Genomic DNA, 12,261 nt, shown 5'->3' on the forward strand with positions numbered 1-12,261 from the left:
GCTGGGCCGGATCAAGGAGAAAACGATGACCGAAACCCTCAATGCCCCCGCCACCCTTGCCTGGAGCGACGCTCTGGTGCTCGACATGCCCGTGATGGACGAGGTGCACCAGGAGTTTGTGGCCCTGCTGGAGCGCGTGGTGCTGGCGGAGGACGACATGCTCATGCCCCTGTGGTCGGAGTTGATCACCCACACCCAGGAGCATTTCGACCGCGAAGACCAATGGATGCGCGCCACCGGTTTCGCGGCCGGCAACTGCCATGCCACCCAGCACAAAGTGGTGCTACAGGTGCTGCGCGAGGGGGAAGCCCGCGGCCACGGCGGCGACCTGGCTGTGGTGCGGCAGATGGCCGACGAACTGGGCATCTGGTTTCCCCAGCATGCGCAAAGCATGGATGCGTCCCTGGCATTGCACTTGCGTTCGGCAGGTTACGACCCGGCTACCGGAGCGCTCGCCCAACCGGACCGTTTGCCGCAAACGGAGATTCATGGCTGCGGCGGCGTCACCTGCTCGGACACAGTCACCGCCTGAATACACTCGCCTGATGCCCGAATCCTCTCCTGCCCTGCGCCACCGTCCTTCCGAAGACCTGCAAGCCCTGCTCACTGGCACCATTTTTGTGGCGCTGGGGGTCTTGATGTTCAAGCAGGTGGGCTTGCTAACTGGTGGCACGGCAGGGGTGGCCTTCTGGCTGCACTACGCCACTGGCTGGAATTTCGGGCTGATTTTCTTTGCCATCAACCTGCCGTTTTACGCCCTGGCCTACCAGCGCATGGGGCGGGTATTCACCGTGAAAACCTTCATGGCGGTGGCGCTTCTAGCCGTGTTCACCAACCTGTTGCCGCAATGGATGGGCTTTGAATACCTGCACCCTGCAGCCACCGCCATCATTGGCGGCCTGCTCATGGGCACGGGCATGTTGATCTTGTTCAGGCACAAAGCCAGCCTGGGTGGGTTCAATGTGCTGGTGCTGTACCTGCAAGAAAAGCGCGGCTGGCGTGCCGGGCGCATTCAGATGGCGCTGGACTGCACCATCGTGCTGCTGGCCTTCGGCGTGACCGATTGGCAGCATGTGCTGTGGAGTGTGCTGGGCGCCATCACCCTGAACCAGACTTTGGCGACCAACCACCGTGCCGGCCGCTACATGGCGCACTGAGCGCACACTCAGGGCGCCGGCAACCCTGCCGCATACCACCGGAGGCCCGCATGCCCACCACAAACACCACGCCTACTGGCTCAACTCCAGTGGTGGATCAACACCAGCTCGGCCTGCTTCGTGAACACCGGCGCAAACACCGCCACAAGCACCCGCCAAAAGTCACCGCCGCGCCAGAGCACTTTGACCTGCCACCGCCCACCCGCGGGCAGCGCATGGCTGACGTGGTGGCGCGCACCGTGGGGTCGTGGCGTTTCATCCTGATCCAGAGTGGTCTGATCGTGGTGTGGATTACCGGCAATGTACTAACCGGGTCGCACGCCTGGGACCCCTACCCCTTCATCCTGCTGAACCTGCTACTGTCTTTCCAGGCGGCCTACACGGCGCCGGCCATCATGATGAGCCAGAACCGCCAGTCCGAGCTGGACCGCAAACATGCCGAAAGCGACTACGAGGTCAACGTCAAGGCAGAGCTAGAGATTGAGCTGCTGCACGAGAAAATCGATCTGCTCAAAGACAAGGAGCTTTTGCTGCTGACCCAAGCGGTCAAAGAGCTGTCGAGCCAGCTCGCCGAACTGCGCAGCCAAAATGCGATACCACCGCACGCCGCAGCGCATCCACACATTACGACTTAACAACTCCAGCCCGGGCTTGTCACCTAGGCTACCAAGCTAAGCACGGTACGGCGCTACCATCCGCGACCATTGTTGACCCCCTTCCCACCGGAGCCCCTATGTCCCAAGCCCTGTCTACCCTGATCAACCACCAGATCCGCCTGGCCGCGCGCCCCGTGGGGATGCCCAAAGCCAGCGACTGGAGCCACACCGCCGAGCCGGTAGCTGAGCCCGCTGAGGGCGGCGTAACGCTCAAGACCCTGGCGCTGAGCCTGGACCCCGCCATGCGCGGCTGGATGAACGAAGGCAAGAGCTATATCCCGCCGGTGGGCATTGGCGAAGTCATGCGCGCTGGTGGCGTGGGCGTGGTGGTGGCCAGCAAGAGCGACAAATACGCGGTGGGCGATTACGTGAGCGCAGGCTTTGGCGTGCAGGAATACATCACCCTGGCTGCAGCTGATTTCAAACGCGCGGGCTTGGTCAAGATCGACCTGCGTGCTGGCAGCCTGACCCAGTGGCTCAATGTGCTGGGCATGCCCGGCATGACCGGCTACTTTGGCCTGATGGATGTGGGCATGCCCAAGGCGGGTGAGACTGTGGTCATCTCCGGCGCCGCTGGTGCCGTGGGCCAGACCGTAGGCCAGGTCGCCAAGATCAAGGGCTGCCGCGTGGTCGGCATTGCGGGCGGCCCCGCCAAGTGCGAGTGGGTGGTCAAGGAACTGGGCTTTGATGCTTGCATCGACTACAAGGCCGGTCCCGGCGCGGTGCGTGCGGGACTGAAGGAACATTGCCCCGGCGGCGTCGACATTTACTTCGACAACGTGGGCGGCGAGATCCTGGACGACGTGCTAGCCCGCATCAACCGCAAGGCGCGCATCATTATTTGCGGTGCCATCAGCCAGTACAACAACACAACAGCCGTGCAAGGCCCCAAGAACTACCTGAGCCTGCTGGTGAACCGCGCGCGCATGGAAGGCATTGTGGTGTTCGACTACGCCGACCGCTACCACCTTGCCGTGGCTGAAATGGCCGGCTACCTGAAAGACGGTCGCATGAAGAGCAAGGAGGACGTGGTGGTGGGCCTTCAGACCTTCCCCGAGACGCTGCTCAAGCTCTTCAACGGAGAAAACTTCGGCAAGCTGGTGCTGGAAGTCGCCCAGGGCTGATCAGCAAACACAGCGACTGGCCCTGCAATATCCGACCCGGGCCAGCACACTTCGAAGTGATAGCTTGGCTGACAATAGGGCCTTCATGCAAGCCATCGCACTCCTGACGCAACACAGCAAACAAAGCGCCGTAGAAGGCCCGCTTCAAGAAGCGGGTTTTTCTGTGTCCACGATTAGCGGTTTTGACACCGACAGTCTGGGCACCTTCACCGGCACCGTGGCTCGCAAAGGCACCCAGGTGGATGCAGCAGCCACCAAGGCCAAACTGGCTGCTGAACTCAGTGGATGGCGATTCGGGCTGGGCAGTGAGGGCAGCTTTGGCCCGGACCCCTATACCGGGATGATTGCTTGGGGGCGTGAAGTGCTTGCTTTTTGGGATGACACCGCCCAGCGCCTGATCTGTGCTGCGGTACAAGGCCCTGAAACCAATTACCGACAGACCACCGTGCAGGACTGGAAGGACGCCGCCGATTTTGCGAGCGCTATCGGCTTTCCAGCCCATGGCCTGATCGTCGGGAAACCGGGGGAGTCGGTTTTCGACAAGGACTGCAAGGACTTGACCGCCTTGGAAGTTCAAGTGCAACTGGCTTTACAGAGCGGGCCGGTTGAGCTGGAGACTGATATGCGAGCGCACCGGAACCCCACCCGGATGCGCATGATCCGTCGGTGCGCAGAACTGCTATCGCAACGCCTTCGCAGCAACTGCCCTGATTGTGCAAGCTACGGCTTTGGCGAAGAGTCGCCCATAGCTGGAGCGCCCTGTGAATCCTGTGGGTTGCCGACCCACGCGATCATGGCCAAAAACATTCGCTGTGATGCGTGCGGCCATTCACAACGTGTGGATTTGGTGCAAAGCGTGCCCGCCTCACGATGCAACTACTGCAACCCCTAGAAAATCATCAAAATCGCTATGGTTTTTATAGCTGCTCGCGCAGACTGAACGGGCGCTGTATGCCTAAAATGCGCTGCATGACAAGCAACAAAGTGGCAAACCGCGGGTTCACGCTCATCGAATTGGTGATGGTCATCGCCATCCTCGGTGTGCTGGCGGCTGTAGCGGTGCCCAGGTTCATCAACCTCGGCACCGATGCGCGTGTGGCCACGCTCAATGGATTGTTGGGTGCTGTCAGAACCACGATGGAAACCGTCAAAGTGACCGCTGCGCTACGCGGCAGCGCCACCAGTGCCAACCCAGCGTTGAACTTTCTGGACATGCAAGGAAGCACCATACGCCTCTGGAATGGCTACCCCGACCGGTGGTGGGACGGCATTGGCATGACGCTGCAAGGCGCACCAGCCATAGCTGGTGGGGGCTACCTTTCCACCGCACCGATTGTGTTCAACAAGTTCACGTTTTACGGTTACAGCAACAGCACCATCCCGAATGGCGATGCCGGTTGGGTACTGACCGACGCCCCTACCCCCGCCAACTGTTCCTTGGCCTACAACTACAACGGCAGCGGCGAGCCACAGCTCATTTTGCGCACCACGGGCTGCTGAACGCCGACGCCACTCAATCGTTCAGCGCGGCGTACACCAAATTGCGGAACAAGGGGCGGTACCAGCTGCGTTGATTGGGAGCCTGGGTGAGCAGAATGGCAAACAAATCCTTCGCCGGGTCCACAAAAAACACGGTGCCGGAGATACCGCTCCAGTAGTACATGCCCTTGCTGCCCAGCTGGGTACCCAACCCCTCCTCGAGGCGCACCGCAAACCCCAAGCCGAAGCCATGTCCCGGGGGAAGCAGTTCTGCCGCTCGACCACTGCGATTGACCGGAATGTCGCCCAGATGGTCAGAGGTCATCAGCCGTACCGAGGCAGGACTGAGAATGCGCGCACCGTTCAAGGTGCCGCCATTCAACATGCACTGCAAAAAGCGTGCGTAATCGGCTGCCGTGGAGCCCAAACCTGCGCCGCCCGCTTGCATGGGGGTGGTTTTGCGCAAGTCCATCAGGGGCATGGGTACGCCACCGTCCGGGTCATGGGCGAAGGGCTCGGCAATGCGATGTTGTTTGTCGGGGAGAACCACAAATGCGGTATCCACCATGCCCAAGGGCCCGAGGATGTGCGCTTGCAGATAGTCCCCCAAGGCCATGCCGGTCACGCGTTCCAACAGGGCACCAAGCAGGTCTGTCGCGCGGCTGTATTGCCAGATGCTGCCCGGCTCATAACGGTAAGGAATCGCGGACAAGGCCTGCGAAAAACCGGTGTTGCTCAGCATGCGGGTGCCCAAGCCGGCTTGGGCGTAGCGCTGCTGGATAGGGTCGTCGCCCAGAATCTCGTAGGTCAGGCCGGAGGTGTGGCGCAACAGGTCTTGCACCGTGGGCGGCCGGGCCGGGGGCCGCGTCTGCCGGCCCGATTCATCCTCCGCCACCCGCACATCGGCAAACTCGCTCAAGTGCTGGCCTACCGGGTCACTCAGTAACAGTTGGCCGCGCTCCAGCAATTGCATGATCGCCACCGACACCAGTGGCTTGGTCATGGAGTAGATGCGAAAGATGCTGTCCACGGCCATAGGCGTGCCGCCCGCCGGGTTCTGCTGCCCGATGGCTGAGTGCAACACGATCTGGCCATGGCGCGCAACCAAGGCTACTGCACCGGGTAAGCGCCCTTTGTCCACTTCCGCTTGCAGCACTTGCTCAAGGTTCCGCAGGGCAGGCGCATGAAAACCCGGGGAGAGAGTCATACCGCTCATGCACCGGCCCCGTAGCGCTCGCGTGCGAGGGCCGCGCCTTTGGCCAAGGCTTCGAGCTTACGGGTGGCGACCTCACGACTCATGGGCGCCAAGCCACAGTTGGTACAGGGGAAGATGCGATTGCGTGGCACGTGTTGCAAAGCGATGCCGATGGTGTCCGCCACTTGCTCAGGCGTTTCAATCACGTCACTGGCCACGTCGATCACACCGACCATGACGTCTTTGTCCTTGAGCAGTGCCATCAAGTCCGGCGGTACATGCGAGTGGTAGCACTCCAGGCTCACCTGCTGGATGCTGCTGGCCGCCAGTGCCGGAAACACCTGCGCGTATTGCCGCCATTCGCCCCCCAGCGTCTCTTTCCAGTCGGTATTGGCCTTGATGCCGTAGCCATAACAAATATGCACGGCGGTGGTGCAAGTAAGCCCTTTGGCGGCGACTTCCAGTGCTTGGACACCCCAGTCCGCCGCATCTTGCATGTACACATTGAAAGCCGGCTCATCGAATTGAATGATGTCCACCCCATCAGCCTGCAGGGCCCGCGCTTCCTGATTCAGCAACTCTGCAAACGCAAACGCCATGGTCTTGCGGTCGCCATAAAAACGGTCGGCCACGGTGTCCACAATCGTCAGAGGTCCGGGCAAGGTGAACTTGAGTTTCTTTTTGGTGTGGGCTCTTGCGAGTTGCGCTTCAAAGGCATGCACGCGGCCTTTGAGCCTTAATGCGGCAACAACCTGAGGCACCATGGCGTCATACCGGTTGTTGCGGATGCCCATCTTGACTTTGTTTTCAAAGTCGATGCCGTCAACCTGCTCCAGAAAACCGTGTACAAAATGCTGCCGGCTTTGCTCTCCATCGCCCACCACATCCAAGCCTGCATCTTCCTGCGCTTTGATCCACAACAGGGTGGCATCCGCCTTGGCTTGCTGCAGCTCTGGGCCGGCCAGCTTCCATTGCGGCCAGAGTTTTTCGGTCTCTGACAGCCATGAGGGCTTGGGCAAGCTGCCGGCGATAGCGGTTTCGAACATGGGAAGTCTCCTGGATATTGTGGGTCTGGGCCCACACCTTATCGCAAGGCTTGCGCCGGGCTGCCACTCAGGTGACAAAGCCCCCAATTCCATACCTCGCCCCCAATATTGCGCACGGGGAATCACACCTCTCTTCCGGTGGCACGTTTTCTGCTTGATTCGTACGACTTGCAGGGAGGTAGGCGGCGAATTAGGTTATTACTTTTCCGCATACCTTTCGATGGTAAACCCCGATGAGAGCGAAGGCTCCTGAGGCTACAGTTCAGCCTCAGAATCGGGGAGCAGACACCAGTCTGGTGCATCCTGCTGATTCAATTCTTTGGAGTAATGATTTATGAGCATGAAGAAACTGAAAACACTGGCAGCCGTGGTTGCCGCTTTGGGTGCTGTCGTTGCAGCGCCCGCCCACGCTGGCAAAACATTGGACGCCGTCAAGGCCCGTGGCCAAGTGGTTTGCGGTGTGAACACAGGTTTGGCAGGTTTCGGTGCTGCTGATTCCAACGGCAAATGGACGGGTCTGGATGTGGACGTCTGCCGCGCTGTGGCTGCTGCAGTGCTGGGCGATGGCGAAAAGGTGAAGTACGTTCCCCTGAACGCACAAGCCCGTTTCACCGCTCTGCAATCCGGCGAAATCGACGTGCTGTCCCGCAACACCACTTTCACACTGACCCGTGACGCCTCTTTGGGCCTGTCCCAAACCGCCGTGACTTACTACGACGGCCAAGGCTTCATGGTTCCCGTGAAGAGCAAGCTCAAGAGCGCCAAACAGCTCAAAGGCCAGACCGTGTGCGTGCAATCCGGCACCACCACCGAAAAGAACCTGACCGACTACTCCAAAGCCAACGGCCTGAACATCAAGCCCATCGTGTTTGAAAAACTCGAAGCAGCTGAAGGCGCTTACTTCTCCGGCCGTTGCGTGGCTTACACCACTGACGCTTCCGGCTTGGCTTCTACCCGTAACAAGGTTGCCAAGAACCCCGCTGACCACATCATTCTTCCTGAGCTGATTTCCAAAGAGCCTTTGGGCCCCATGGTTCGCCGCGGTGACGACGAGTGGACTGCGATCGTGAAGTGGACGGTGTACGGTCTGCTCGAAGCTGAAGAAAACGGCGTTACCCAAGCCAACGTGGATGACCTCAAAGCCAACACCAAAGACCCCGTTGTCGGCCGCTTGCTTGGTACCACGGAAGACACCGGCAAGCTGCTGGGCTTGGACAAGGAATGGCTGGCACGCGCGATCAAGACCACCGGCAACTACGGTGAAATCTTCGAACGCAACGTGGGTCCCAAGTCTCCCCTGCAATTGCCACGTGGCTTGAACAACCTGTGGAGCAAGGGCGGCGTGCAATACGCTCCCCCAGTCCGTTAATGGCGGTTAGCGCAGCGCTGTAATCCGGCACTGCGCACCAGAAAAGGGCAGCCGCACACACCATGCGCTGCCCTTTTCAATTGATGAGCGTTCTTCAAGTGAAACCAAGGGCTGATATGTCCACACCCTCCTCCCCTCCCAAAAAGTCCTGGTCCTGGCGCAGTCAGGCATTCCGTGGACTCCTGTACCAGATCATTGCCATCGTGGTGGTCTTGTTGGCAGTGCTCTATCTGGCACACAACACCACCACCAACATGAAGTTGCGTGGCATCCAAAGTGGTTTTGATTTCCTGACGGGTCCTGCCGGCTTCGACATCGGTGAAAGCTTCTTTGCTTTTGATTCCGGCGAGTCCTACTGGCGCGCCTACCTGGTGGGCTTTGTGAACACGCTACGGGTAGCGGTTGTCGGCATCGTGCTGACCACTTTGCTGGGCACCTTGATCGGCGTAGGCCGTTTTTCGCGCAATGCCCTGATCCGCGGTCTGTGTTCGGCGTATGTCGAGTTTTTCCGCAACATCCCCGTTCTGCTGCAATTGCTGATGTGGTACCTGATGTTCACGGAAGTGCTGCCTGCATCCAATGAGCCTTTGGTATTCGGCCCCTTCTTCCTGAGCAAGGGCGGTCTGAACTTCCCTATCCCAGAGTGGGCTACAGGCCATGTTTGGGGTGCTTGGGGATTGTTGGCGGGTGTGATTGGTGCTGTTTTGTACCGCTCGTATGCCAAAAAATCGTTTGAGCAAACCGGTCGTGTAAAGAGCATGTTCTGGGCGCCTCTGGCCATTGTGCTGGGGGCGGGCATTCTGGGTTGGTTGCTGGGTGGTGCACCCACCGCACTCAACATGCCGGTGCAGGGCGAGTTCGCCATTGAGAACGGCGGAGCCTTGACGCCCGAATACCTCTCTGTATTGCTGGGTTTGACGATTTACACCGCAGCCTTCGTGTCCGAAGTGGTTCGAGGCGGTATCCAATCCGTAGCACTGGGCCAATCCGAGGCAGCAGCAGCTCTCGGCTTGAGCCGTGGGCAAACCATGCGCCTGGTGATGTTGCCGCAAGCCCTGCGCGTGATCATTCCCCCAGTGACCAACCAGTACCTGAACCTGACCAAAAACTCTTCTTTGGCAGTGGCCATCGGTTACCCGGATGTGGTGTCGATTGCCAACACAGCCATCAACCAGACGGGCCGCGCCGTGGAGTGCATTGCCATCATCATGCTGGTGTACCTGAGCACCTCGCTGTTCACATCGATCACGATGAATTGGTACAACACCCGCTCTGCCATCAAAGAACGCTAAGAAACGCACATGAGCGCAACTACATTCAAACCCATCGAAGCGCGCCCGGCACCGGTCAAGACCGACGGCTTGGTAGCGTGGATTCGCTTCAATCTGTTCGGCGACTGGAAGACCACGCTGGGCACGCTGATCATCGGGGCCTTCCTGCTGGCTATCCTTCCGCGCTTCCTGAACTGGGCACTGGTTCAGGCGGTGTGGGTGCCCAACTTCGAGGCCTGCCACGTCGAAGGCGCTGGTGCCTGCTGGGGTGTGATCGTGGAGAAATTCCGCATCATCATCTTCGGCCGTTTCCCCTTTGAAGAGCAATGGCGCCCGCTGATCGCCACTTTGTTGCTGTGCAGCCTGCTGGTGGCAAGCTGCATGCGCATGTTCTGGAAAGCATGGCTGGGCCTGGCCTGGGTCGTGGTCCTGGGCAGCTTCTTCCTACTGATGTCCGGCGGTGTGTTCGGCATGAGCAAGGTCGATACAGACCGCTGGGGTGGCCTGCCCTTGACGCTGTTGCTATCTTCCTTGTCCATGGCCATGGCCTTCCCTCTGGCTTTGTTGATAGCCTTGGGCCGCCGCTCCAACCTGCCTGCCATCAAGAGCCTGTGCACCATCTATGTGGAACTGATCCGTGGCGTGCCGCTGATCTCCGTGCTGTTCATGGCATCCTTCATGTTCCCGCTGCTGATGCCCCAGGGCTTCAATATCGACGTGCTGGTTCGCGTGCTGGCGGGTATCACCCTGTTTGCAGCGGCCTACATGGCCGAGGTGATTCGCGGCGGCTTGCAGGCGGTGCCCAAAGGGCAAATTGAAGCTGCCGCCACGCTGGGCCTGTCGTACTGGCAGACACAACGCAAGATCGTGTTGCCGCAAGCCCTGTCCATGGTGGTCCCCGGCATCATGAACAACTTCATCTCGACCTTCAAGGACACCTCGCTGGTGACCATTGTGAGTTTGTATGAGCTCACCGGTTCCATGAGCCTGGCCCTGAACTCGGATGCCGACTGGCGCCCCTACAAGATCGAAGGCTACCTCTTCATCGCCCTGATTTACTTCGGATTTTGCTTCTCCATGTCGCGCTACAGCCTCTGGATCGAAAAGCAAGTCAACAAGAGCAAACTCCGCTAAGGAACGAATATGTCTGAACCCATCATCACCTTCAACAAAGTCAACAAGTGGTACGGCAACAATTTCCACGTACTGCGCGATATTGACCTGACCGTCACCAAAGGCGAACGCATCGTGGTTTGCGGCCCCTCCGGCTCCGGCAAGTCCACCATGATCCGCTGCATCAACCGCCTCGAAGAACACCAGCAAGGCAACTTGATCGTGGACGGTGTGGAACTTACCGACGACGTGAAAGCCATCGACGACGTGCGCAAAAAAGTCGGCATGGTGTTCCAGCAGTTCAACCTGTTCCCGCACCTCACCGTGCTGGAAAACCTGACGCTCTCGCCCATGTGGGTCGGCAAAATGCCGAAAAAAGAAGCCGAAGAAAAGGCCATGATCCAGTTGGAGCGTGTGCGCATCGCCAACCAAGCCAACAAGTACCCGCTGCAACTCTCCGGTGGTCAGCAGCAGCGTGTGGCTATCGCCCGTGCGCTATGTCTGAAGCCGAAGATCATGCTGTTCGATGAGCCGACTTCGGCCCTCGACCCGGAAATGATCAAGGAAGTGCTGGACGTGATGATTGAGATGGCCAGCCAAGGCATCACCATGATCTGCGTGACCCACGAAATGGGCTTTGCGAAAGCCGTGGCCGACCGTGTGATCTTCATGGATCAGGGCCAGATCGTGGAGCAGAACACGCCTCACGAGTTCTTCAACAACCCGCAAAACGAGCGCAGCCGCGACTTCTTGTCCAAGATTCTGGGGCACTAAGTCGCATGAAATTGGCCGCCAGCCCCGCGCAAGACCAACTCCAAGCGTTTCAGGACGCCTTGGAGAGCTTCCGGGCGCGCGGGCTGACCGCGCATGCCTTGTCGGAGTTGGCACGCGGCCAGAGCGCATTGCTCGCCGCGCTGCCTGAGAAGTTCTCTGAAGTGCTGCACCAGCTGATGGACAGGTTGGAGTCCAGCGCACTCTTCAGTGAAGAAAGCTGCTCTTTCAGTCAGCGTGACCTGGTAGACAGCCTCCAAATGTGGGCAGACAAAGCCTCACTACGTATTTCCGGCAGCGCCAGCATCTGAATCAGGGTACGGTGGCAGAAGCTGTCGGACCCAGGCGGTCGTTGGTCCAGCGCAGCAAATCCATCCACATCTGACGGACTTCTGCATCCTGCGGCAAGCGACCCGCACTGGGCAGCTCAATGGTGACCACCGGAATACGCCGGTGTACCCCTGCATAGTTACCCAGTGAGCCGGGGAAAATTCCCACCTGATCCAGGTACAAGCGACCCAACTTGCTGGGCGGCACCGAAGGACCATCAAAGTCCAGCACGCCATAGGGTGCATGGACGCTGACGATCAAGTTCGGTTTGAAGTTATCCATCTGCTCCAGCAAGAAACGGGACTCAGGTTCGGACACCGGTTTGTTGCCTGGCCACCGACGTGGATCGCGCTTGGTACGTTGCTCCCAATAGACCTTGGCATCACGCGCCCAGTTCGGTGTGGGGAAGTTGCGGTTCAAGTCCACACCGTTTCCGTTGGTACGACGCACCGGCTTGGCAAACAATCCATCCGGATTCAGGCTGGGAATGAAACGCCAGTGGATGTTAAGCGGCGAGTCCGAGGGCGGTGTCATCGCTAACCCCAGCCAGTGGTAGACCAAAGAGGTCGACGACATTTCGTCGCCGTGGATGCCCCCAATCACCAACACCTTGAAATTCGCATCCGTGGGGCCGACATCACGCCCCCAAATGACCCGCCCCTGCCCCGATCGGGCCTTGAGGTCCTGCAATGCAGCAGATTCACACATTGCCGGCGTCACACTCGGTATCTTAGAAGCGTAATCCGCACA

Annotated in this window: 14 protein-coding genes; 11 read left to right on the forward strand and 3 right to left on the reverse strand. The window is 59.4% G+C overall.

The genetic code is table 11. The features are described from left to right. The first annotated feature begins 25 nt into the window (after window positions 1-25). The 6 genes from RAN89_RS16265 (at window position 26) to RAN89_RS16290 (ending at window position 4,437) form a co-directional block, all read left to right on the forward strand. Window positions 26-532 (forward strand): hemerythrin domain-containing protein, encoded by a 507-nt coding sequence (locus RAN89_RS16265; RefSeq protein ID WP_313867276.1) that lies wholly within the window; start codon window positions 26-28, stop codon window positions 530-532. 13 nt (window positions 533-545) lie between these two features. Beyond that, window positions 546-1,157 (forward strand): YitT family protein, encoded by a 612-nt coding sequence (locus RAN89_RS16270; protein WP_313867277.1) that lies wholly within the window; start codon window positions 546-548, stop codon window positions 1,155-1,157. Window positions 1,158-1,207: 50 nt separating this feature from the next. Beyond that, window positions 1,208-1,792 carry a DUF1003 domain-containing protein gene (locus RAN89_RS16275; protein ID WP_313867278.1) on the forward strand — a complete coding sequence of 195 codons (585 nt, stop codon included), beginning with the start codon at window positions 1,208-1,210 and terminating at the stop codon, window positions 1,790-1,792. Between the two features lie 98 nt (window positions 1,793-1,890). Then, entirely contained in the window at window positions 1,891-2,937 is a 1,047-nt protein-coding gene (locus RAN89_RS16280) for an NADP-dependent oxidoreductase (protein ID WP_313867279.1), read from the forward strand. Window positions 2,938-3,022: 85 nt separating this feature from the next. Next, a complete protein-coding gene (locus tag RAN89_RS16285) occupies window positions 3,023-3,829 on the forward strand; it encodes a DUF6671 family protein (RefSeq protein ID WP_313867280.1) in 807 nt (268 codons plus the stop codon). A gap of 77 nt (window positions 3,830-3,906) precedes the next feature. After that, window positions 3,907-4,437, forward strand: coding sequence for a pilus assembly FimT family protein (locus tag RAN89_RS16290; protein ID WP_313867281.1), 531 nt, complete (start codon window positions 3,907-3,909; stop codon window positions 4,435-4,437). Window positions 4,438-4,450: 13 nt separating this feature from the next. On the opposite strand, the gene RAN89_RS16295 is transcribed toward RAN89_RS16290, so the two are convergent. Both RAN89_RS16295 and RAN89_RS16300 read right to left on the reverse strand, forming a co-directional pair. After that, window positions 4,451-5,623 carry a serine hydrolase domain-containing protein gene (locus RAN89_RS16295; protein WP_313867282.1) on the reverse strand — a complete coding sequence of 391 codons (1,173 nt, stop codon included), beginning with the start codon at window positions 5,621-5,623 and terminating at the stop codon, window positions 4,451-4,453. Between the two features lie 5 nt (window positions 5,624-5,628). Next, window positions 5,629-6,657 (reverse strand): methionine synthase, encoded by a 1,029-nt coding sequence (locus tag RAN89_RS16300; RefSeq protein WP_087494645.1) that lies wholly within the window; start codon window positions 6,655-6,657, stop codon window positions 5,629-5,631. A gap of 334 nt (window positions 6,658-6,991) precedes the next feature. Between RAN89_RS16300 and RAN89_RS16305 the strand changes: the two genes are divergently transcribed. The 5 genes from RAN89_RS16305 (at window position 6,992) to RAN89_RS16325 (ending at window position 11,492) form a co-directional block, all read left to right on the forward strand. After that, window positions 6,992-8,026 carry an amino acid ABC transporter substrate-binding protein gene (locus tag RAN89_RS16305; RefSeq protein ID WP_428983736.1) on the forward strand — a complete coding sequence of 345 codons (1,035 nt, stop codon included), beginning with the start codon at window positions 6,992-6,994 and terminating at the stop codon, window positions 8,024-8,026. Between the two features lie 116 nt (window positions 8,027-8,142). Continuing rightward, window positions 8,143-9,318, forward strand: coding sequence for an amino acid ABC transporter permease (locus RAN89_RS16310; protein ID WP_313867283.1), 1,176 nt, complete (start codon window positions 8,143-8,145; stop codon window positions 9,316-9,318). A 9-nt stretch (window positions 9,319-9,327) separates the two neighbouring features. Then, the gene (locus RAN89_RS16315; RefSeq protein WP_313867284.1) at window positions 9,328-10,431 is read left to right on the forward strand and encodes an amino acid ABC transporter permease; all 1,104 of its coding nucleotides are present in this window, start codon (window positions 9,328-9,330) and stop codon (window positions 10,429-10,431) included. Between the two features lie 9 nt (window positions 10,432-10,440). Next, a complete protein-coding gene (locus RAN89_RS16320; RefSeq protein WP_087494649.1) occupies window positions 10,441-11,184 on the forward strand; it encodes an amino acid ABC transporter ATP-binding protein in 744 nt (247 codons plus the stop codon). Window positions 11,185-11,189: 5 nt separating this feature from the next. Then, entirely contained in the window at window positions 11,190-11,492 is a 303-nt protein-coding gene (locus RAN89_RS16325) for a hypothetical protein (RefSeq protein WP_313867285.1), read from the forward strand. 1 nt (window position 11,493) lies between these two features. Here the strand turns inward: RAN89_RS16325 and RAN89_RS16330 are convergent, their stop codons facing one another. Then, window positions 11,494-12,219 carry a M14 family murein peptide amidase A gene (locus RAN89_RS16330; protein WP_313867286.1) on the reverse strand — a complete coding sequence of 242 codons (726 nt, stop codon included), beginning with the start codon at window positions 12,217-12,219 and terminating at the stop codon, window positions 11,494-11,496. Window positions 12,220-12,261 lie beyond the last annotated feature (42 nt).

This window comes from Rhodoferax mekongensis, assembly GCF_032191775.1.
Taxonomy (GTDB): domain Bacteria; phylum Pseudomonadota; class Gammaproteobacteria; order Burkholderiales; family Burkholderiaceae_C; genus Allorhodoferax; species Allorhodoferax mekongensis.

Coding starts and splice junctions, on each gene's coding strand:
- RAN89_RS16270 (WP_313867277.1), top strand. CDS start 546: ATGCCCGAATCCTCTCCTGCCCTGCGCCACCGTCCTTCCGAAGACCTG.
- RAN89_RS16310 (WP_313867283.1), top strand. CDS start 8,143: ATGTCCACACCCTCCTCCCCTCCCAAAAAGTCCTGGTCCTGGCGCAGT.
- RAN89_RS16280 (WP_313867279.1), top strand. CDS start 1,891: ATGTCCCAAGCCCTGTCTACCCTGATCAACCACCAGATCCGCCTGGCC.
- RAN89_RS16290 (WP_313867281.1), top strand. CDS start 3,907: ATGACAAGCAACAAAGTGGCAAACCGCGGGTTCACGCTCATCGAATTG.
- RAN89_RS16325 (WP_313867285.1), top strand. CDS start 11,190: ATGAAATTGGCCGCCAGCCCCGCGCAAGACCAACTCCAAGCGTTTCAG.
- RAN89_RS16285 (WP_313867280.1), top strand. CDS start 3,023: ATGCAAGCCATCGCACTCCTGACGCAACACAGCAAACAAAGCGCCGTA.
- RAN89_RS16295 (WP_313867282.1), bottom strand. CDS start 5,623: ATGACTCTCTCCCCGGGTTTTCATGCGCCTGCCCTGCGGAACCTTGAG.
- RAN89_RS16315 (WP_313867284.1), top strand. CDS start 9,328: ATGAGCGCAACTACATTCAAACCCATCGAAGCGCGCCCGGCACCGGTC.
- RAN89_RS16275 (WP_313867278.1), top strand. CDS start 1,208: ATGCCCACCACAAACACCACGCCTACTGGCTCAACTCCAGTGGTGGAT.
- RAN89_RS16265 (WP_313867276.1), top strand. CDS start 26: ATGACCGAAACCCTCAATGCCCCCGCCACCCTTGCCTGGAGCGACGCT.
- RAN89_RS16320 (WP_087494649.1), top strand. CDS start 10,441: ATGTCTGAACCCATCATCACCTTCAACAAAGTCAACAAGTGGTACGGC.
- RAN89_RS16330 (WP_313867286.1), bottom strand. CDS start 12,219: ATGTGTGAATCTGCTGCATTGCAGGACCTCAAGGCCCGATCGGGGCAG.
- RAN89_RS16305 (WP_428983736.1), top strand. CDS start 6,992: ATGAGCATGAAGAAACTGAAAACACTGGCAGCCGTGGTTGCCGCTTTG.
- RAN89_RS16300 (WP_087494645.1), bottom strand. CDS start 6,657: ATGTTCGAAACCGCTATCGCCGGCAGCTTGCCCAAGCCCTCATGGCTG.